This is a genomic window from Candidatus Zixiibacteriota bacterium, from assembly GCA_014728145.1.
Taxonomy (GTDB): domain Bacteria; phylum Zixibacteria; class MSB-5A5; order JAABVY01; family JAABVY01; genus WJMC01.
In genome coordinates this window covers 1-20,297 of sequence record WJMC01000028.1, presented here as the reverse complement: position 1 = coordinate 20,297, position 20,297 = coordinate 1, and the positions used below count along the sequence as shown (strand labels likewise).

Sequence of the window (20,297 nt, the reverse complement as noted above, 5' to 3'; positions counted from 1 at the left end):
CGTAATACATCTCGGCTTTGCCGTTCATACCGCCCATTTTTAAATCCGCCACGTAATGAAATGATTCGAACCTGGCGAGATTCTCGCGCCCACCCAAAGCCTGCATATGCTGATCGAGGATTTCGTCTAATTCGATCGCGCTCAGCGGTGCCGCTGTGCTTATCAGGATGAAAAGTGCTAAGAAGAATGATTTCAGTTTCATAATTGATCTCCGTTATCTTAAAAATATGAAATATGCCAAAAACACCAGGCCGAGAAGATAGACCAGCCAGTGAACCCGGCCTCCCCTGCCGGCCATCAACATGAACAGCGGATAGGCGATAAATCCGAAAGCCATACCGTCAGCAATCGAGAAAGTCAGTGGAATGCCGAGAATAATCAAAAATGCCGGCAAGGCCACACTGACATCTTTAAAATCTATCTGCACGACATTGCGCATCATAATCGAGCCGACATATATCAAAGCCGGCGCGGTAACCGGGTAGAGCATATCACCAGGTGCAATCTCAACTCCCCCCCCGGCCATACGCGCAACCGGAATAAAAAATATCATCAGTATAAACATCGCCCCGGTTATCAGGTTGGCGAAGCCTGTCCTGGCCCCGGCACCGATACCGGTGGCGGATTCTATATAACTTGTTACAGTCGAAGTCCCCAAAAGTGCCCCGGCAGTTGTCCCGACCGCGTCGGAAAAAAGTGCTTTGGAAGCGCGCGGGAGTTTGCCATCTTCCATATATCCTGCCTGCCTGCCGATTCCGACCAGTGTGCCGACCGTGTCGAACATATCCACGAACAAAAACACAAGAATTATAGTCAGCATGTCCGCGCTCAACGCACCCATGATATCCAACTTCAAGAAAGTCGGTTCCAGTGACGGCGGACTCGCAACTACTCCCTGGTAGCCGATCACACCGGTAATAATACCCATGGTAAGGGTGGCAATCATGCTCAACAGGATCGCGCCCTTAACCTTGAGAGACAAAAGCAGTCCCAGTACAATCAGGCCGAATGAAGAAAGAAGCGATGCGGGATGATGTAACGGCCCGAGGGTCAGCAGTCCACCTTCATCGCGGGTAATATAACCGGCATGCCAGATCCCCAGAACCGCGATCAAGAGACCGATTCCAACCGCGATTGCGGACTGCAGGGCGGCAGGGATGATATTTATGATCGCTTCACGGATCTTGAAAATCGACATGACGATAAACGCCAGCCCGGACATAAATACCGCCCCCAGAGCGATATTCCATGAAACCCCCATCCCGACAACGACACTGAAAGCAAAAAAAACATTCAACCCCAGTCCGGGTGCCTGGGCAATTGGATAGCGTGCCAGAAGTCCCATACAAAACGTCGCGATCGCGGCGGAAATACAGGTCGCCAGCATGACAGAATCGAAATCCATACCGGCATTGGAGAGGATGGCAGGGTTTAAAAAGATGATATAGGCCATAGCCATGAACGTGGTCAGGCCACCTATAATTTCAGTGCGGTAGCTGGTGCCGGATTCTGCGAACTGAAAGTACTCTTTAATCATCTCCGGATCAATACTCCTGCCAGCTCATCTCGGCATTGACCAGCAGTCCCAGAAGCACCCAGCTCAGGATCATCGAAGAGCCACCGTAGCTGACAAAATGCAACGGCAGTCCCGTGACAGGCATGATTCCAAGGGTCATACCGATATTGACGACCGTCTGGAAGAACAGTATTGTAACCACACCGACACAAACAAAGGATGTAAACCTGTTGCGTACCCTGACCGCGGTGCGCAGTCCCAGAAAGATTATCAGGGCAAAAAGCGAGATTATAACCAGACCACCGAGAAAACCGAACTCCTCTCCCACAACAGAGAACACGAAATCGGTATGCCTGACCGGCAGGTAGTTCAAATTTGTCTGAGTTCCACCCAGAAAGCCCTTGCCCAAGAGCCCCCCGGATCCGATTGCAATTTTCGATTGAATGATCTGGTAACCCGCTCCCTGCGGGTCATTACCGGGATTGAGGAAGATAAGAATCCTGCTTTTCTGATAGTCGGCCAGCCGATTCCATAAAAGCGGTGTTACCATCCCGAACAATAAATTGACCACCACAATGGCCGAGGCCATAAATGCCCCCGGCTTGAGAATTATCAAGAGCAATATGATTACCGCGAAGAGAACTATGTAGCTGATCGGATGAAAGGCTGTAATCATGCTGAATACGGGTGAGATTATAAGCAACAGGTAGACCGGTGGAAGTCCCGACCAGTAAAGTATAGCCAGCATCAAGACCAGGTACACCAGGGATGTTCCCAGGTCCGGTTGCCGGAGTACGAGCATAGTCGGTATAAGAACCAGTATACCGGTCAACATCAAGCGTCGAAAATGCTGTGATGGCTTTTTAGAATAACTAAGGTAACGAGCCATCGCAAAAAGCACGATTACTTTTCCCAGCTCGGAGGGTTGAAAATGCAGAAAACCGAAACTGTACCAGCGCATTGAACCGCCCCCCACACGGCCATAAAAGAGAAGCCCGGCCAGCAACAGGATCAGCATAATATAATAGATATAACTCAGGATTTCATGCATCCGCATCGGTAACATGACCACGATCAAAAAGACACAGAAGCCGATGCCGACCCAGATTAACTGTTTGATGTATAGCCCTTCTTCAAACGCACTGACGGCGGTATGGGTGGCTGAATACACCATTAGCACCCCAATCCCGGAGAGCAATAATCCAGCCACTGTCAAGGCCAGAGCGGAACCGGTAAGTTCTCCGCGGATTCCCATTATTCAGCCTCCCTGCTGGCCATGTTCTGGAGCGAATCCGGATCCGGGATCAGTCCGTTTTTTTCTAGGTAATGCCTCACAACTCTGGACACGATCGGCGCGGCCTCCTCGGACCCATGCCCCGCGTTCTCGACGATACAGGCGACGGCTATAATCGGATTTTCCACAGGGGCGTATGCGCAAAAGAGCGCATGTTCGTTGCCATGAGGGTTCTGTGCGGTACCGGTTTTACCGCCAAACTTGATACCCTTTATTCGTGATCCCCGGGCGGTACCATGAGAATCGTAGAGAACTCCCACAGAAGCTTCCCGCAAAATCGCCAGCGTGCTGTCGGTAAACGGCAACTGACCAATCTTCTCGATTTTGGCATAGACCGTGTCATTTTTGCTAAACGCCATGCGCATCAGGTGCGGGCGATAAAGTGTACCACCGTTAGCTACCGCGGCGTAAAAATTGGCAAGCTGAAGCGGCGTGACCAGGACTTCGCCCTGTCCGATCGAGAGGTTAATTATCACCGAGATCGGCCACTTGCCTTTGCCGAGCTTGTTGTCGTACCAGTCAGCATCGGGAACCAATCCAGCCATTTCACCAGGCACATCGATTCCGGTCTTTGACCCGAATCCGCATTTGCGAGAATATTCCGCAAATTTCTCCAGTCCCAGCTTATGACCGAGCTGATAAAAATAGACATCGCAGGACTGGATGATCGACCCGATTACCCCCAGCTTACCGTGACCGCTCAGATTCCAGCATTTGAAGACTCGGTTTCCGAATCGATAACCGCCGGTGCATGGAGCAAATTTGGTTTCCGGTTCGATGATACCTTCCTCGAGACCGGCCCCGGCCACGATCAGCTTGTAAGTTGACGCGGGTGGATACTCTCCTTTGATGATGCGGTTAAGAAGAGGTTTATGCGGATCTGAGACAAGCCGGTCCCAGTCTTTTTTCCTCAATACGCCGGTGAACATGTTGGCATCATAAGCAGGTACCGAGACGAAAGTCAGGACCTCGCCGTTTCTCGGATCGAGTGCCACCAGGGCACCCGCAACTGTATCAGCAAAAAGGGAAAGAGCATAATTTTGCAGTTCGTAATCCAGGGCGAGCTGGACATCCATCCCCGGTTCGGGCGGTATATTGTCGCGACCCTGAAGGTCTCCCAGGATCTTGCCTTCGGCTGTTATCTCAAGATAAGTCAGACCGTCTTTTCCGCGTAAATAGCGATCCCAATATTTTTCAAGTCCTTCCCGGCCGATATCGGTGCCATAATTGACTCCTTCACCCTTCATTTCCCTTAGTTCTTTTTCCGTTACCTCACTGGTGTAACCGACGGCATGGGAGAGAACACCTTCCTGCGGATATTTACGGGCAGGTTCGAGCTGAAAGATAATTCCGGGAAATTTATCAGCATTCTCTTCGATTATACAGACAGTCTCGAAACTGACCGAACGGGCAATCTTGATCGGCTGGTAACGTAGAAATTTTTTCGAACGGATTTTTTCAGCTATCTCATTTTTGCCCAAAGGAACCAGATCCGCAAGTTTGGAGGAAATCGAGTCGATGTTGTCGATTTCATTGGGAATGGCTGAAATCGTGTATGATGGGCGGTTCTCAACGATCACCCGCCCATAACGGTCATAGATATCACCACGAAATGCCACCTCGGGAACTAAACGTATGCGGTTATCCTCGGACATCTTGTAATATTTCTCATGCTCGGCTGTCTGGATCAATAAGAGGCGCACAACCAATACAAGAAAGAAGAGCCCGAAGGCCGCATATAATAATAGAGCCCGTCTTTCACGGGAATACGAGACACCATTCATGATTCAAATTTCAATGTTAAACGACGTTCGGTTAAATACAATAACACTACCGCAATCAGAGCGCTGTAAAGAGCATCCAAAAGCGAAAATTTAACGGACACAGTGGCTGCCAACTCGAAATCGAAACCATAGGCAACTATATAGTATGCCAGGTTATGCAAAGCCACCGAACAGAATACGACTAGAATTCGCATAAGTTTGGATTCCAGCCTGAGACGATTAGAAAGGGTGTAGACAACGATCGCCAGCACGACCTTCAGCAAAGAGCTCAGACCGAATAATCCCGGATCGGCGGAACTCTCGACCAAGCCGACAACGAAACCGTAAATCAGACCGTAGGACAACCCGCGTGTCAGTGTCAGGTAGACCACCAGGATAACATAGATGTCCGGCATGACATGCTCGATCGAAATCAGGCTGGCAATAAAGGTCTGGAATATAATCGACAGAAGCACAAGCGCGGCAAATCCGGCAACCCTTCCCATCAGCTACTCTTCCTTCTCTTTCAGTATAAACACCTCGTCCAGGCTATTAAAATCCACAAAAGGTTTAACATCTATCTGTTTAAAAAATCCTTTTTCGGGCACGTCGATAGCTACAATTGTACCGATCTGCAAACCATCTGGAAACAACCCGCCCAACCCGGAACTAATAATAGTGTCACCGACTTCAACAGAATCCCTGATCGGCACATTATCGAAATGCAGGTACAGCCCGGATTCCCAGCGTATTATCCCGAGAGCGCGATTATCAGCTGAGCGCCCCGCCACCCGGCAACTGGGACTGGTCAATAATTCAACCGTGACATTGTTGCCGAGTACATTGGTGGTCTTGCCGACCAGCCCGGAGACACCCATCACGGCCATATCCGGCTCGACATCCCGCCCTGAAGCAACCGATACAATAATGGCATTTTCCCTGCGCTTAGGATCGATCGCCTCCAGCTCGGCCGGAATCAGCTCGTATTCACGGCGTTCACGAAAACCGAGTGTATCCCGCAGGCGAGAATTCTGGGCCAGAGCTTCACGCGCGAAGGACAATTCCAGTTCACGCTCCATCAGTTGCTTACGGAGATGACGATTTATCTGAACAGTATGGGAAAGCTGTTTGAGGTCTTCCGAGAGCCCCTGGAAAGGAGACAGCGAAACTATATAAGTGTATTTCGCCAGCGGCCTTTTAATGTTGATCGGTGTCACCAGTATGATAAAAGACAGGATCACCAAACCGGCCGCCAGACCAAATTCCTTGTTGTTGGCGATCAGCTTCCGTAAACTTGAAATCATATAAGCTTAATCGACAGAATCAAGGATCGACAATAGCTCTCCCGGGCTTTTTACACTCATCATTTTGTCCCGATTCTGCTCAGATTTCATCAGAAACGAGAGCCTGGCCATGACGTTCAGGTGAGCGCCGATGGCGTCCTCGGGTGCCGCAATCAGGAAGAACAGGTTGACCGGACGCTTATCCATAGCGTCGAAATCCACCCCCTGGTCGGAACGGCCGAAAGCTATCACGATTCCCTTGACAGCCCGGGTCTTGGCGTGCGGAAAGGCGACCCCATAGCCGACACCGGTAGTTACCAGGTTTTCGCGTTCCTTGATATCCTTTAATAATTCATCCTTGTCACGAACCAGTTTGGAGGTGGCCGCCAGTTCGACCAGCTCATCAATTACGGAGTCTTTGTCGGTGCTCTTCAGTTCGAATGTAATCAGTTCCTCGGCTGTAAACCTGGATAATTTCATCTTGGCTCCTTATTGACTCTAATTGTATCTCAGTCTATCAGATCAGTCTCAAATATTAAAACCGGATTTCTCCGGCTTCGCAGCTCGTCAAATATGCAGGTAATCCCCCATCTGCCTGAATTTCTCCAAACGTTTCTGGAGCAGGCTGTCCTTGTCAAGAGCGGAAAGAAACTCAAGCTGATGCTCGATCTCTTCACCCAGAACATCGTAGACACCCTGCGGATTGCGATGGGCCCCGCCTTTCGGTTCAGTTATGATTTTATCGATAACTTCCAGTTTCAGCATATCGGTCGCCGTCAGCCTGAGAGCTTCAGCCGCTTCCGGTGCCTTGGCCTGGTCGCGCCATAAAATCGCTGCGCATCCCTCCGGTGAGATCACCGAATACCAGGCGTTTTCGAGCATCAGGATAACATCGCCGACACCGATCCCCAGCGCTCCACCCGAAGCGCCCTCACCAATAATCGTTATCACGACCGGCACCGTCAGCTTGAACATCTCGCGGATATTTCTGGCGATCGCTTCCGCCTGACCACGTTCTTCCGCGCCTATACCGGGATATGCTCCCGGTGTATCGATAAAGATCACGATCGGAAGTCCGAATTTTTCGGCTGTACGCATGATCTTGAGCGCTTTACGGTAGCCCTCCGGGTGCATCATACCGAAATTACGCATCAACTTGCCCTTGGTGTCCCGGGCCTTCTGCTGGCCGACAATCGCTACCTTGCGCCCCCTGAAACGGGCAAAACCGCAGACCACGGCCTTGTCGTCGGCATAACCCCGATCGCCGTGCAATTCCAAAAAGTCTGTAAACAGGGCATTGATGTAGTCGAGAGTATACGGCCTGCGGGGATGACGTGCCAGCTGGACTTTTTGCCAGCGCGAAAGCTTGGAGTAGATGTCTTCCGCCAGCCGGTCAAGCTTTTGCTCAAGGCTTTCGATCTCACGTGAGAGCTCGACATTTTCGCCGGAGGCGAATTCTTTCATCTCCGCGATCTTGCGCTCCAGCTCGACTAATGGCTTTTCAAAATCTAATACAAATCCAGCGCTCATCTCTCACCATTTCCCTTTACCAGACGCAATATAAAAAAGATTGCGACCAGAATCATCAAAAACAACACAAATATAGAAAAAACTTGTTTCCGGTCAAACCAAAAAAAAGCCGGAATAAACGCGTTAAACAGCAGTGAAACGGAGCCAAAGATCAAAATCGTGGTACCTGTTGAAAACCTGAAGCGTCTCAGGTAGTGAAAACTCTGGTTGGTATCGGACTGGTAGAATTTGCGTCCGGTTATAATCCGCCTGATCGGTGTTACAATCGTTTCGATAATCGGCAGTGCGGCCGCTATCAGAGGCACGAACATAGCCACAGCCGTGTAGCTCTTGATCGGACAGAAAACCGCCACCACGGAGAACACAAAACCGACAAACAACGCGCCGTTGTTTCCCATAAAAATCCGGGCCGGGGGCAGATTGTAAAACAGAAAACCAAACAGGGCGCCACCGATGATCGCGGCTATTACCGACACCACCGCCAGGTTTAAAAACGCCCCCACGATCAGAAGCCCGATACAGACAGTCAACCCGATCACACCGGCCAGCCCATCGAGCCCATCCACGAAATTAATGCTGTTCGTGATAACGACAACCCACATAACTGTAACCGGAAAGCCCCAGATACCGAGTTCGAACTGACCGGTAAATGGAATATGCATACGGGTAATGAAGTAACCGTGGGCGATCAGGATTACCGCCGCGACAGCCTGACCAAACAGTTTGTAGTACGATTTGAGATTCATCAGATCATCTAAAAGACCGGTAACATATATCACCAGCGATGACAGCAAAAAGGCCCGCAGGAAATTGAAGCTGTCAAATACACCGTCACCACAAACCATATATGCTGCCAGGATGGAAATCCAGAACGACAGAAAGATTGCGGCACCGCCCAGAAGGGGGGTCGGATGGGTGTGGGTCTTGTGTCCACCGGGATAATCGAGTATCCGGTAAGCCAGACAAAGACGGTAAAACCCGTAGGTCAAGCTGACCGAGAGAACTATCGCCAGCCCGAAAAAGACAAGGTTAAGAATCGTTATCTGAGAGCAAACCTGCATTGATTAAAATGATCTTCACAAAAAGGTTCAGGGTCAACAATAACACCAGCAAAAAATTGTGCAAATAGTAATTTGGATACCATTTCAAAAAATATTCCAGAGTCGACATATGATGATGATACAACCGTCTTCCCTGGCGTCCACGCGAGGATGCCTTGTTCAAATGCTCGACCTCCGCATCGGGACGGTAATAACAGTAACGCTTTTTGTTGTACATCCGGTAACACAGGTCGGTGTCTTCGAGGTACATAAAAAACCGTTCATCAAAACCGCCGGAGGCTATAAACTCGTCCTTTCGCATCAGCATCGCGGTTCCCGATATCGCCTCCACCCTGGTCGTCCCGGGGAAGTCGGGCAGGGTATATTCCACCTGCCGATGCCTGAAAAATGGCAGTCTCGCCAGAATCGATCCTCGTGAAAATATTATGTTGTCATAGGTCGGAAACCGCCGGCAAGAAGAGTGAAACCGTCCGCTTGAATTAACTGTGCGGGGAGTGACCGCGAAAGCCGAGGACTCATGTTCAAGTGTATCTATCAGTTTCACCATGATCGGCTCCTTCAGACGGCAATCCGAATTCAACAGCCAGATGTATTCACCCTCAGCAATTCTGGAGGCCTGGTTAACCGCTTTTCCAAATCCGAGATTTTTCTTGTTCGCAATCAGACGGATATCCGGGTACTTGCTTTTTAATTCAGAGACTGAATTATCCGAGGAAGCATTGTCAACAACTATCAGTTCGTATTGATTGCCCACCTCATAACGGTAGAGTGACTCTATCAATCGGAGTGTCAGGTTCGAGGTGTTGAAGCTTACGATGATAACACTGGCGCGGAGCGAACTCATTTGAGCTTACCTGTCAAAGACCACAGCTTGAGACGGGGCACCATAACGATCGCCTCGCGCACGATCTTCTTTGACATCTTGGAGGTGCCGTCCTCGCGGTCCTTGAACGTAATTGGAATCTCCTTGATCCTGAATCCCTTTTTGTATGCTCGAAAACTCATCTCGATCTGGAAGGAATATCCATTGGAACGGACTTCGTCGAAATCGATTGCCTCCAGCACCTCGCGCCGAAAGCACTTGAAACCGCCGGTGGCATCCGCAACCGGCATGCCGGTAATAATGCGGGCGTAGATATTGCCGATTTTTGAGATCATAATCCTGTCCGCTGGCCAGTTAACCACTCCACCGCCGGGGATGTAGCGCGAACCTAAAACGAGATCGTAATTTTCAATCGTTTTCAAAAAGTCAGGGAGATACTTCGGATCGTGTGAAAAGTCAGCATCCATCTCGAGGATATAATCGAACCCCTTTTTGAGTGTATATTTGAAACCGGCGATATAAGCCTGCCCCAGACCGCTTTTAGCTTCGCGATGGAGCACCATCACGCGCGCATTCTCTTCCGCTTTCCGGTCGGCAATCTGACCGGTTCCATCGGGAGAATTGTCATCGACAACAAGCACCGAAAGCCGCTCGTCCTGCTTTAAAACCGCGTTAGTAATCCTTTCGATGTTTTCTTTCTCGTTATAGGTCGGTATGATTACGCAGGCTTTTTTACTCACGTTTCGGTTTCCTCACTCTACGGTTATACAAACTGAACCCGCTGACGATCACGACAAATAATATGCAGACCCAGCTTACTAAACTTGAAGTGGCGTACACGGTCGATTCGAATTTGAATTCGACAGTATGTTCTCCAGCCGGGACTGCGACCGCCCGAAACGCGCCATTGGCGAGCAATACCTCCCGCTTCTCACCGTCGACATAGGCTTTCCAATCGGGGTAATAGCAATCCGCGAAATACAGAATCGCGGAACTCTCGCCGGCAACTTTCACCTCGATACGGTTTGGATCGTAAAATTCAATCTCAGCATTTCCCCGCGCCGGATTGGCACTATCTTGAGGCGGAATATCCACCTCCGGATCAGCGGTGAGTAAAACGGTCTTTTTCCATTCATGTTCACCGGAACGCATATACTCTAGCATGCTGTCGCGATCCTCGATTACCATGTAGTCGTAGAATAGTTTACAGCGCCCAAAACTGGATCTGTTCTCGTACAGGATAAGCCTGTCGCGACGGATCTGCTGGTCGGTTGAGACGCGCCGGAGCATATCCTGGTAAGGCCCAGGATTGGCACCGTAATCCGTGACGATATATTCCACACCCGCCATATCTATAAATGGAATGTTGAGCCATTGCAGGGTTCCGTTCTGGGGATCATTCGGATTCTGCCGGTTGGAATACATCCTGAATATATAAGAATGATCGTTGGACTTGCCGACTCTGCCCCAGTACTCGTCAAATATCTTGAGCTGGTTGCCATGATAACCGAACATCATCGGGACATCATGGTAACCGAAATAATTCTGCCCCCGGAGTATCCCCCGGTCGGCATTTAGAATCCTGGGGGTGTAAGCATCACGCTGTTGCCTGATCAGGTCCACCACGCCGTTTTTACCGACATACTGGGTTTGATCGGTAGTGGTAATAAATTTAAAGTTCATCCGCCAGGTATCCACTATTCCAAAGAATAAAACAACCGCTAAAGCCCAGACTCCCACCTGCCGGGCCGCATAGGATTTGAGCAAAAACCAGGTAGCCAGAAATATCCCGGCCAGGACCCATAGACCGACTGCCAGATCAGGTGCCAGCGGATAAGCCTTATACTGCATCATGGCATCCTGGGTGGAAGAGGCGAAGATCGACTTAAACAAATCCAGCATTCCGCGCCCGGCCACCGAAAACAGCAAGGCTAAAACACCATAGATACCGACGAAAACCAGCGAATAATTCAAAATCTTCTTTTTCTGTTTTGCTTTCATCTCCGGGAGCCTGCGCAAAAAGTCGATACCGTAACCAGCCAGAAGACAGAAAGAAAACGAGAAGACAAACATGATCATCGAGGCCGCCCGCAGATGCTTGACGTTCGGTATCAGGTGATAAAATATCTTATATATCGGTGTCGACCCGCCCAGGGCATAGACCAGGGCAAAAGCCCCCAGCCCCATGAAGAACCATGTCCTGCGAGTTCGGACAAATACGATTGCCATCAGGCCAAAAAATACCGGTAGAATACCGATGTATTCAGAATTATCCTTGAATGCGTTTTTGCCCCAGTAAGTCGGCGGAGTCTGATCACCCTCGACCGCACCGCGGGCATCGGTGCCACAGAAATTCGGGATCACCTGCGCGGCCAGCTCTTCGGCGTTCATCGACCAGCTGGTGGCATACATCCAGCGCTCCCGTTCTTTCATAGCGTCCTCATCTTCCCCATGAGCACGCGGTGAGAATTCCTTGACATAGCGATAACCGGGATAAAACTGTATCGCCGAAACACCCAGTCCCAGTATCACCGCCAGCATGAAAAAGACAGCGGGCTTGATCAAAACCATTATATTTCTGTCATCGATGAGTTTCATAATCAACCTGAAGACGGCATAGAATCCCAGCGCCCACAACGAGAAATATGACATCTGCGGGTGAGGCGTGATGATGATCATTCCTATCATGGCCCCCAGCAAGGTGAAGTCCAGAAGCTTCCCGCGGTTCATCCCTCTTTCCAGAAACAGCATCGCCAAAGGCAACAGCGCCGTAACATACATCTTGCCGTCATGACCCGGCTGAACCATCGAAACCAGATACGGGGCAAACATGTAGAATATGCCGGCAATTGTCGCCGCCAGCTTCGACATCCCGAATCCCCGCGCACAGAGGTACATAAATAATCCTGCCAGAAAAACATGGAAGATCAGCGACCAGCCAAACGCGATCGGGGTCGGTAGAATCAGCTTAAAGACGAATGATATAGGGTAAAAGATATCGCCGTGAAATGCGTCCACAAACGGCATCCCGCAAAAGATATAAGGATTCCAGAGCGGGATTGCGCCATGTTCGCGGAAATACTCCATCGGGAAATTCCGGAAGAACAGGCCGGCATTGATGGTGTCCGAGGAGAACAGCATCTGCCCGGAAAAAACGAATTCGCTGAATAGAATGACAGTCAGTATGAAAATAAATACCGCATAGTAAAGAACGTAGAAATTGCTTTCGAACAATTCCTCGAGAAAAGATTTACCCGCGGGTTTAATTTTTGGCTGACTTTTCTGCTCTTTGATTTTCTTTTTCTTTTTAGCCATTTACTTTTTTGACCCCACTAATAATGCCATCACCGAGACTGACAACTCGGCAACCAGAAACCATAGCCTTGCCGCAAGTCCGACCGCCAGCGCGACCGGCGTTGCCAGCCCGCCAATCTGTGCCAGCAACAGTCCCATAACTCCTTCTCTGACGCCAATCCCGCCCGGAGCGAACAGCGCCAGGTATCCGATCAGGTATGAAGCAGAAAATATAACACACGCCTGACCGAAAAAATTGTCCGGGATTGAGGTAACCGCCCGCAGAAAAAAGTAAAAGGCGGCTCCCATTATGTTCCAGGCCACAAAATATAAAAACAGAATTTTAAAGCCAGTCTTTTTTTGCAGGCTGAAATTTATCGCCGGTTGTTTGAGCAAACGCAGGCCGATATTGAGCGTCTTCGATAAAAGCGAAGGAGTCAGAATAATTACAAGCGATGCCAGGGAAACAATCCCGACTGCTATCAAAACCGATGAATAGGCGCTGAAAGTCGAAAACGAAATACCCATGATCAAAAGATAAGTCACGATCAGGATCAGTCCGCTGGGGATATCGAACATCTGGATCAGCGCAAATGAGGCCAGGGCGACATCTTCGCGCACACCCTCTTTTTTGGCGAGGTAGATAATACCCACGAACTGGACTATCTTACCAGGTACGTACCGTCCCAGATTTGAAAGATAAGCGACCCGAAAAGCTCGCAGTGGTGGCAGGTATGTATCGAATGACTTCAGCACCTCCGACCACAGAAAACTTTTGAAGAACAGACCGCCGGCAAGCATAAACAAAGACAGCACAAGGTACAGCCAGTCGATCTGCCAGTGGTAATTTTTTACCTGTTCCCATTGGGTTATGACCTGGCGGATGATGAAATAAAGTATTACTGCGATAATGATCCATTTGAGGATATCGAATAAGGTTTTTCGAGTGCTGCGACTGGCCATAATTTTCAGAATATGCCTAATAAAAAAGGCGGCGTCAAGCACAAGCTTGAGACCGCCCGAATATTTAACTTGATTTAACTTGCAGTTTTTTACTGCCTTACGATCCAGTCCGCCAGCACCCACTCATCTCCCTGCGGAACGAATTTATAGATGCATTCATCGCGTGTCTGTCCCATAAATTGCGCGGTCACACAGGCCAGGCAGGTATCCGCCAGTTCTTCGCGCTCAACTGTGCTGACCGACACTACCGTATAGCCCTGGGACTTATTATGCTTGATAAAATCATATCGGCGAGGTTGCTGGAAGTAAGCGCGCACTTTCTGGGCCATCTCCGGCGTGCAGAGCGATATCGCCTCGGCGCTGTCAGCAGAAGTGAAGTATTCGCTGAACCAAAAAGCATAGTAAGCACAAGTGCCGGGTTCGAGCTCAGCGAACTCGATTTCAGGTCCGCGTCCCGGTTCGCGTTCTGCTTGTTTTCTTCTCTCTTCCGCGTCGGGACGGGTGGCAAAAAATTCCGGATTATTGAGTTTGGCCTGCTCGGATTGTTCAGCTTCCATATCAGGTGTTTCCTGCGGGATCGTTTCCTGCGTGGTACCTTCAGCAGAATCCTCTCCCCCGCCACAAGCGAAACTAAAAATCAATCCGCATACGAATGCACTCAAAAGCAGTTTCCTGATCAATTTCCTCCTCCTTATATATGATATCCTGTTTATCCGTTTTACAAGTAACAATCTGATATTTCCAAATATGCGCATTTTTTTTTATTTATCAAGCATCAATCCGAATGTCGGCTTGGAGTTACTTTAACCGCAAGTTGGTCGGGAAGGTTTTCAAAAATTTTAGGCTTGACAGATCAGTTGACCACCGCTATTTTCCTCGCGAACTTTAACCTTTTAAAGCCGGCCCGGTGAGACCGGAAAAGGAACATGACCAGCTTGAATTCACATCATCAGTACGAATTATACAATCAATCGGATAACACACTTCCATTTGGTGGAGGATATTTTTTCAGGAGGTAGTTTCTTGCCAAACACCGAACCCCTGCAGGTTTTGAGCGCAACTCAAATCAAGCGCGCCCTGATGCGTATCGCCCATGAGATTTTGGAACGACAACCGGATATCTCGCGGGTGGCACTGATCGGCATACGCACTCGCGGCGATGACCTGGCGGACAGGCTGGCCGGCATGATCAAACAGATCGAAGATATCGACCTGCCGGTCGGTTACATGGATATCAATTTCTACCGCGATGATATCCATATCAAGCTGGAACGCCCCGAAGTCAAACGAACCGAAATTCTTTTCGACCTCGAGGACAAGATCGTGATCCTTGTCGATGACGTTCTGTTTACCGGCCGTACGATCCGGGCCGCACTCAACCAGCTCTCTGATTTCGGACGGCCTCGCGCGATCCGCCTGGCGGTTTTAGTCGACCGCGGGCATCGTGAACTGCCGATCAAACCGGATTTTGTCGGCAAAAACCTGCCGACTTCGAAAGATGACGATGTGCTCGTCAAGTTAAAAGAGATAGACGGCGAGGACTCAGTTTCGATAATTTCAAAACCACAGGGCGGTCAGCCCGGTAAGAAGGGAGAGTGACTATGGGCTTGAAGATCAATCACCTTCTCGGGCTGGAGAATGTCAGCCGGGAGGATATCGAATTGATTCTGAACACCACCCGCTCATTCAGGGAAGTAATCGAACGGCCTGTCAAAAAGGTCCCTCCCCTGCGCGGTGTCACGGTGGTCAACCTGTTCTATGAACCCTCGACTCGCACCCGGCTGTCATTCGAGCTGGCTGAAAAAAGGCTGTCTGCCGACACGATTAATTTCGCGGCCAAGGGCTCATCGGTCGCCAAAGGTGAAAGCCTGAAAGACACGGTGCGCAACATAGAAGCGCTCAAAATCGATATGATCGTCATGAGACACTCCTCAGTCGGTGCACCCCATTTCCTGACAAAATTCGCCTCCTCAACTATCATAAATGCAGGAGACGGAGCTCATGAACATCCCACCCAGGCTCTTTTGGATATGTATTCCATTCATGCACGCTATGGCAAACTGGATGGCCTGCGGATCGTGATTGTCGGCGATATTTTGCATTCTCGCGTGGCCCGCTCGAATATCTGGGGTCTTAAAACCATGGGGGCGTCGGTGGCAGTTTGCGGACCCACGACCCTTTTGCCGCAGGAGGTTGAAAAGATGGGCGTGGATGTCTATTCGGACCTTGACGAAGCTCTGCATGGCGCTGATGTCGTCAATGTTCTCAGGCTTCAGCGTGAACGCCAGCAGGCCGGACTCCTGCCTTCATTGCGCGAGTACACGACTCTCTTCGGGCTGACCCGCGAACGCCTTAAACTGCTCAATAAAAACTACACCGTAATGCACCCGGGTCCAATGAACCGGGGAGTAGAAATATCCTCCGAAGTTGCCGACGGCGATTCATCGATAATCCTGGAACAGGTCACCAACGGCGTGGCAGTCAGAATGGCCGTCCTGTACCTGCTTCAGGGAGGGGAGGAGAATTAATATGGCAAGACTTAAAGTGATCGCAGGCGGTCAACTGGTCGATCCCTCTGCCGACATCGACAAGAAAGCAGACCTGTATATAGAGAAAGGTAATGTCTCACGTGTTGAGACCAAACAACTGCTGACCACCGAAGACCTCAAACAGATGGAGCCGGGCGAATTTATAGATGCAACAGGCATGATTATATCCCCCGGTTTGATAGATATGCATGTGCACCTGCGCGAACCCGGCAAGGAAAAACTGGAGACCATCCAGACCGGCTCGGAGGCGGCCGCGGCAGGTGGTTTTACCACGATCTGTTGTATGCCCAATACAACCCCAACAATCGACAACCAGGAAACTGTCAAGTTCATCCTCAGTCGAGCCCGCCAGGCCCCTGTCCGGGTTTACCCGATCTCTGCCATCACGAAGGGACAAAAGGGCAAAGAACTGGCGGAAATCGGTGAGGTCGTAGCGGCCGGCGCGATCGCATTGACCGATGACGGTTACCCGGTGCAGTCGGCTGAAATGATGCGCAAGGCATTCGATTACGCCCGTATGTTCAAGATTCCGGTTATCGAACATCCCGAGGATCTCTCGCTTTCGGGCGATGGTGTCATGAACGAAGGATATACCTCAATGCGACTCGGCATGAAAGGCGTGCCGTTTGTATCCGAAGAAGTCTGTGTCTCACGCGATCTGCTTCTGGCCCGTTACACCGGAGGACGCATTCATTTCGCACATATCTCCACCGCCGGAGCTGTCGAACTTATCCGCCAGGCCAAGAAAGCTGATGTCAATGTCACAGCGGAAGTCACACCTCATCACCTGTCATTGACCGATGACCTGATTGCTGAAGACTTTGATCCGAACCTGAAGATGTCCCCCCCGCTCAGGACAGAGACTGATGTCAGGGCCCTGATAAAGGGACTTCTGGACGGCACACTGGACTGCATCGCTTCCGACCACGCACCTCATTCGCATGAAAGCAAGGATGTCGAATTCGATCTCGCTCCCAATGGAGTAATCGGTCTGGAAACTTCGCTGGGAGTATGCAGTACTTACCTGATCAAGGAAAAACATCTCAAGTGGACGCAGTTGATTCGGGCCATGTCTACCCGGCCGGCTCAGATTTTATCTCTCAACGCCGGTTCGTTGCAGGAAGGATTCCCGGCAGATATAACTATTATCGATCCCGGAAAAGAATGGATCGTCAATCCTGAACGCTTCCTCTCGCGCTCACGAAATACGCCCTATGCCGGACAAACACTGACAGGTAAAGCAGTGTATACAATCGTCGATGGGAAAGTAGTCTACAAGGATGTATAGACAGTAAAAAGGGATCTCGTTTTTAATGAGATCCCTTTATTATATCCGTCTAATCGTTTTTAGATTTTTTGTCGTCCTTTTGATTTTTACCTGATCCGCCAGGTTTTCCGCCACCCGGCTTTCCGCCACCGGATTTACCACCGGGCTGTTTTTTCTTGACCATAGATTTTAACTGGCGATTGCGGTTATTGACCGAGTCCAGTTTCTCAGAGGCCCGCCTGACTTCCCTGCGAAGCGAACTTATTTCATCCTGGAGAACTATCATAGCTTCGGCCAGAAATCCTAACATAAACAACGCCATCCCCAATGTTACCAGAAGCATAACAAGATATAACAGCGGACGATAACCCTCGTGAAGCATAAAGCGAAGATACAATGATCCAAGACCGACAAAAAACCCTATCCCAAGCAGAATAAAACCGATCGATCCAAAAAACAGGAGTGGTTTACGCATAAATGAAACCTGGAACTTGACCGAGAAAAGATCGGTAACCCCGATCGGGATACGCCAGAAACCAAACTTCGATTTACCGATTTTACGAGGGTACAGCCTGACTTTTACCTCGCCGACTTTGTAACCCTTTTGCGAAGCAATCACTACCAAATAGCGATGCCATCCCTCGCGCAAAACCGGGAGTTCCTCGATCACTTCACGGCGAAAAGCCTTGACCGAATTGAAATCATGAATAGGCACCCGAAACAGCATCCGGGAGAGGCCGTTGTAGACCCAGGACACAAAGCGTTTCATGCCATAATGTCCCTGGCGCCATCCGCAAACGATATGATAACCTTCTTCAATCTTGGCCACCAGCTTTGGAATCTCCTCGGGCATATACTGCAAATCAGCCGGCCAGAACATCAATATCCTGCCTCGGGCGGCGTTAAAACCGGTCTCCAGGGCCGCGGTCAACCCGCGGTTGGTCTTGTGTCTCATAATGCGGATAAATCGGTATCTTTGCGATGCTTCCCGGATTTCACCGAAGGTATTGTCTGAGGAACCGTCATCGACAAGTATAACCTCGCCTTTGAGCCTGCTCTTCTTGAACATCTCATCCATCTTTTCAGCCAAAATCGGAATATTGCCCTGCTCATTATAGGCTGGTACGATAATCGAGATTCTACCGACTGACCGCTTCGAATGGAAATTACGACTGCGACGATTCAAGCCATTAACCCCAGATTCACATTTTTAGCATTCCGGTTACAATCCGGATTAAGCCGTAAGATATTTATTCTTCAATCGATGTCAAGCAAGATGCTTTAGATGTTCGGAATCAATTCGATTTCATAAGTTTTTGGCAGAGCGGGTGGCTGAGGGAATTAATCTTCAGCGAACGGAATTTTTCGAGCTGTCCGGCCATTTCCGCCAATCGAATAACAGGCGGAACATCCGCCCCGGCCTTTGCAAACAGGTCGGAATGCTTGTAAAGCTTATATTTTTCATCGGATACAAAACGACCATTCAAATAAAGATAAAGCCTGTCGCAATTCTCGAAAATAAAATCGGAATCATGAGATATCACCACAACCGCCCTTTTCATCTTTCTCAACTTATCAAGCAAAGTGCTAATTTTATCCCGATAAACTGCATCCAGAGCGACCGTGGGTTCGTCGAAAATCATCAGCTTTTTACCGCTGGACACAATCGACGCAATGGCCGCCATACGAGCCTCTCCCCCGGACAGGCTGAATGGTGACCGCGAAGCCATCCGCTCGTAATCGAGTCCGCATAATTCCATGGACTCGGTAACGATCTCGTCAATCATTTCCTCTGGAATCCCGAGGTTTCGCGGAGCAAAAGCTATCTCATCGAAAACTGTCTCGGCAAACATCCCCCGCTCGGCCTGCTGAAACTGATAGGCCGTCAAACGCACGAGATCAGACTGTTTGTAATCACCAGATGCACCGGAGATACTGCCTCCCGTGGGTGTGATCAAACCTGCCAAAAGCAGTGCCAGGCTGGTTTTTCCGGACCCGGTTGGCCCGATGATACCGCACACGCTGGCAGTCTCGAGTTCGAGATCGAGATTTTTGATCAGATTACGATTGGGATCCGCGGGCCAGTCGAAATCCAGTCCCCCAGTCCTGAGCAACAGATCTTTTCCCGGACTTTCAGATTCGTCATCCACGATTGTGCTCTCATCCTCAAAAGCAAGCTGTACCAAATCGGCTGTCGCTTTTTCAATCATCAACTCTCCCGAGGGATTGAGCTTATATTTTTCGAACAGATGAGGTTTCTCGACAATATCCGTCGGAGCACAATCCGCTACCAGGCGACCTTCGTAAAAAACCAGCAGGCGTTCGAACTCCTCCGCTTCTGCAAACGATTGAGTTACGAAGATCACGCAGATCTCAGGATCAGATTTCAGCTTCGCGATAGAATCGTAAAACAGTTTGCGATTATTGCGATCCAGATGAGCCGTCGATTCATCAAACAAGACAACTCCCGGCTCAAGGATCAACACCGAGGCCGTAGCCAGTAGTTGCTTCTCACCACCCGACAATTTCGAGGAAACCCTCTTGCTCGCCTCTCCCAGATTGAAATGATCAATGCTGTCACTCACCCTTGACTTGATCCATTTTGCCGGCAGAGAGTAATTTTCCAGCCCCAGTGCAATCTCACGTTCGACATCGATCGACAGAAGCTGGTCATCAGGGTTCTGAAACACCATACCGACCACGCGCCCCAGCTTACCTCGAAAGCTTCTCTCATCCGTGGTCAGGCCTTCGATTTCCACCTTCCCGGAAGTCGGCAGGATTAACCCGGACAGCAACCGCAAAAACGTAGTTTTCCCTGAACCGTTGTGGCCCATTAACGCCACATTCTCACCCGTTTTTATATCCAGGCTGAGGTTTTTTATTATGCGATTTCGGCCCTTGTCCGCGGAGAGCACAGAATAATCTACATCGCGCAAAGCTATCATGGTCGCAAT

General features: G+C 49.9%; 19 protein-coding genes. 3 read left to right on the top strand and 16 right to left on the bottom strand.

Going from position 1 to position 20,297, the window contains the following annotated elements; all coding sequences use genetic code 11:
- From GF404_01510 to GF404_01445, 14 genes are all read right to left on the bottom strand, one after another.
- The coding region (locus GF404_01510) for a hypothetical protein (protein MBD3380851.1) at positions 1-202 on the bottom strand (202 nt) is incomplete at its 3' end.
- 12 nt (positions 203-214) lie between these two features.
- Positions 215-1,537: an NCS2 family permease gene (locus tag GF404_01505; GenBank protein MBD3380850.1), complete on the bottom strand. Its 1,323-nt coding sequence runs from the start codon at positions 1,535-1,537 to the stop codon at positions 215-217.
- A gap of 7 nt (positions 1,538-1,544) precedes the next feature.
- The gene (gene rodA / locus GF404_01500) at positions 1,545-2,771 is read right to left on the bottom strand and encodes a rod shape-determining protein RodA (protein MBD3380849.1); all 1,227 of its coding nucleotides are present in this window, start codon (positions 2,769-2,771) and stop codon (positions 1,545-1,547) included.
- Positions 2,771-4,594 carry a penicillin-binding protein 2 gene (gene mrdA, locus GF404_01495; GenBank protein ID MBD3380848.1) on the bottom strand — a complete coding sequence of 608 codons (1,824 nt, stop codon included), beginning with the start codon at positions 4,592-4,594 and terminating at the stop codon, positions 2,771-2,773. The genes rodA and mrdA overlap by 1 nt, the downstream gene beginning before the upstream one ends.
- Positions 4,591-5,079: a rod shape-determining protein MreD gene (gene mreD / locus GF404_01490; GenBank protein MBD3380847.1), complete on the bottom strand. Its 489-nt coding sequence runs from the start codon at positions 5,077-5,079 to the stop codon at positions 4,591-4,593. The genes mrdA and mreD overlap by 4 nt, the downstream gene beginning before the upstream one ends.
- A 3-nt stretch (positions 5,080-5,082) precedes the next feature.
- Positions 5,083-5,877 carry a rod shape-determining protein MreC gene (gene mreC, locus GF404_01485; GenBank protein MBD3380846.1) on the bottom strand — a complete coding sequence of 265 codons (795 nt, stop codon included), beginning with the start codon at positions 5,875-5,877 and terminating at the stop codon, positions 5,083-5,085.
- Between the two features lie 6 nt (positions 5,878-5,883).
- Positions 5,884-6,336, bottom strand: coding sequence for a PTS fructose transporter subunit IIA (locus GF404_01480; GenBank protein MBD3380845.1), 453 nt, complete (start codon positions 6,334-6,336; stop codon positions 5,884-5,886).
- 87 nt (positions 6,337-6,423) lie between these two features.
- Complete coding sequence (locus GF404_01475) at positions 6,424-7,386, bottom strand: acetyl-CoA carboxylase carboxyltransferase subunit alpha (protein ID MBD3380844.1); 963 nt, start codon at positions 7,384-7,386, stop codon at positions 6,424-6,426.
- Entirely contained in the window at positions 7,383-8,447 is a 1,065-nt protein-coding gene (locus tag GF404_01470) for a hypothetical protein (GenBank protein MBD3380843.1), read from the bottom strand. Before GF404_01470 ends, GF404_01475 begins: the two co-directional genes overlap by 4 nt.
- Positions 8,416-9,291 carry a glycosyltransferase gene (locus tag GF404_01465; GenBank protein ID MBD3380842.1) on the bottom strand — a complete coding sequence of 292 codons (876 nt, stop codon included), beginning with the start codon at positions 9,289-9,291 and terminating at the stop codon, positions 8,416-8,418. Before GF404_01465 ends, GF404_01470 begins: the two co-directional genes overlap by 32 nt.
- On the bottom strand, positions 9,288-10,010 hold the full coding sequence (locus GF404_01460) for a glycosyltransferase (GenBank protein MBD3380841.1): 723 nt from the start codon (positions 10,008-10,010) through the stop codon (positions 9,288-9,290). The genes GF404_01465 and GF404_01460 overlap by 4 nt, the downstream gene beginning before the upstream one ends.
- Entirely contained in the window at positions 10,003-12,585 is a 2,583-nt protein-coding gene (locus GF404_01455; protein ID MBD3380840.1) for a YfhO family protein, read from the bottom strand. The genes GF404_01460 and GF404_01455 overlap by 8 nt, the downstream gene beginning before the upstream one ends.
- The gene (locus GF404_01450) at positions 12,586-13,527 is read right to left on the bottom strand and encodes a hypothetical protein (protein ID MBD3380839.1); all 942 of its coding nucleotides are present in this window, start codon (positions 13,525-13,527) and stop codon (positions 12,586-12,588) included.
- 89 nt (positions 13,528-13,616) lie between these two features.
- Positions 13,617-14,207: a hypothetical protein gene (locus GF404_01445; protein MBD3380838.1), complete on the bottom strand. Its 591-nt coding sequence runs from the start codon at positions 14,205-14,207 to the stop codon at positions 13,617-13,619.
- 400 nt (positions 14,208-14,607) lie between these two features.
- On the opposite strand from GF404_01445, the gene pyrR reads away from it, so the two are divergent.
- The 3 genes from pyrR to GF404_01430 are packed head-to-tail and all read left to right on the top strand — an operon-like array spanning position 14,608 to position 17,364.
- Positions 14,608-15,126, top strand: coding sequence for a bifunctional pyr operon transcriptional regulator/uracil phosphoribosyltransferase PyrR (pyrR, locus tag GF404_01440; protein MBD3380837.1), 519 nt, complete (start codon positions 14,608-14,610; stop codon positions 15,124-15,126).
- A gap of 2 nt (positions 15,127-15,128) precedes the next feature.
- Positions 15,129-16,055 carry an aspartate carbamoyltransferase catalytic subunit gene (locus GF404_01435; GenBank protein ID MBD3380836.1) on the top strand — a complete coding sequence of 309 codons (927 nt, stop codon included), beginning with the start codon at positions 15,129-15,131 and terminating at the stop codon, positions 16,053-16,055.
- A 1-nt stretch (position 16,056) separates the two neighbouring features.
- On the top strand, positions 16,057-17,364 hold the full coding sequence (locus tag GF404_01430; protein MBD3380835.1) for an amidohydrolase family protein: 1,308 nt from the start codon (positions 16,057-16,059) through the stop codon (positions 17,362-17,364).
- A 49-nt stretch (positions 17,365-17,413) separates the two neighbouring features.
- Here the strand turns inward: GF404_01430 and GF404_01425 are convergent, their stop codons facing one another.
- Both GF404_01425 and GF404_01420 read right to left on the bottom strand, forming a co-directional pair.
- Complete coding sequence (locus GF404_01425; protein ID MBD3380834.1) at positions 17,414-18,529, bottom strand: glycosyltransferase; 1,116 nt, start codon at positions 18,527-18,529, stop codon at positions 17,414-17,416.
- A gap of 109 nt (positions 18,530-18,638) precedes the next feature.
- Positions 18,639-20,297, bottom strand: a 1,659-nt coding sequence (locus GF404_01420) for an ATP-binding cassette domain-containing protein (protein MBD3380833.1), incomplete at its 5' end; no start/stop codon positions are given.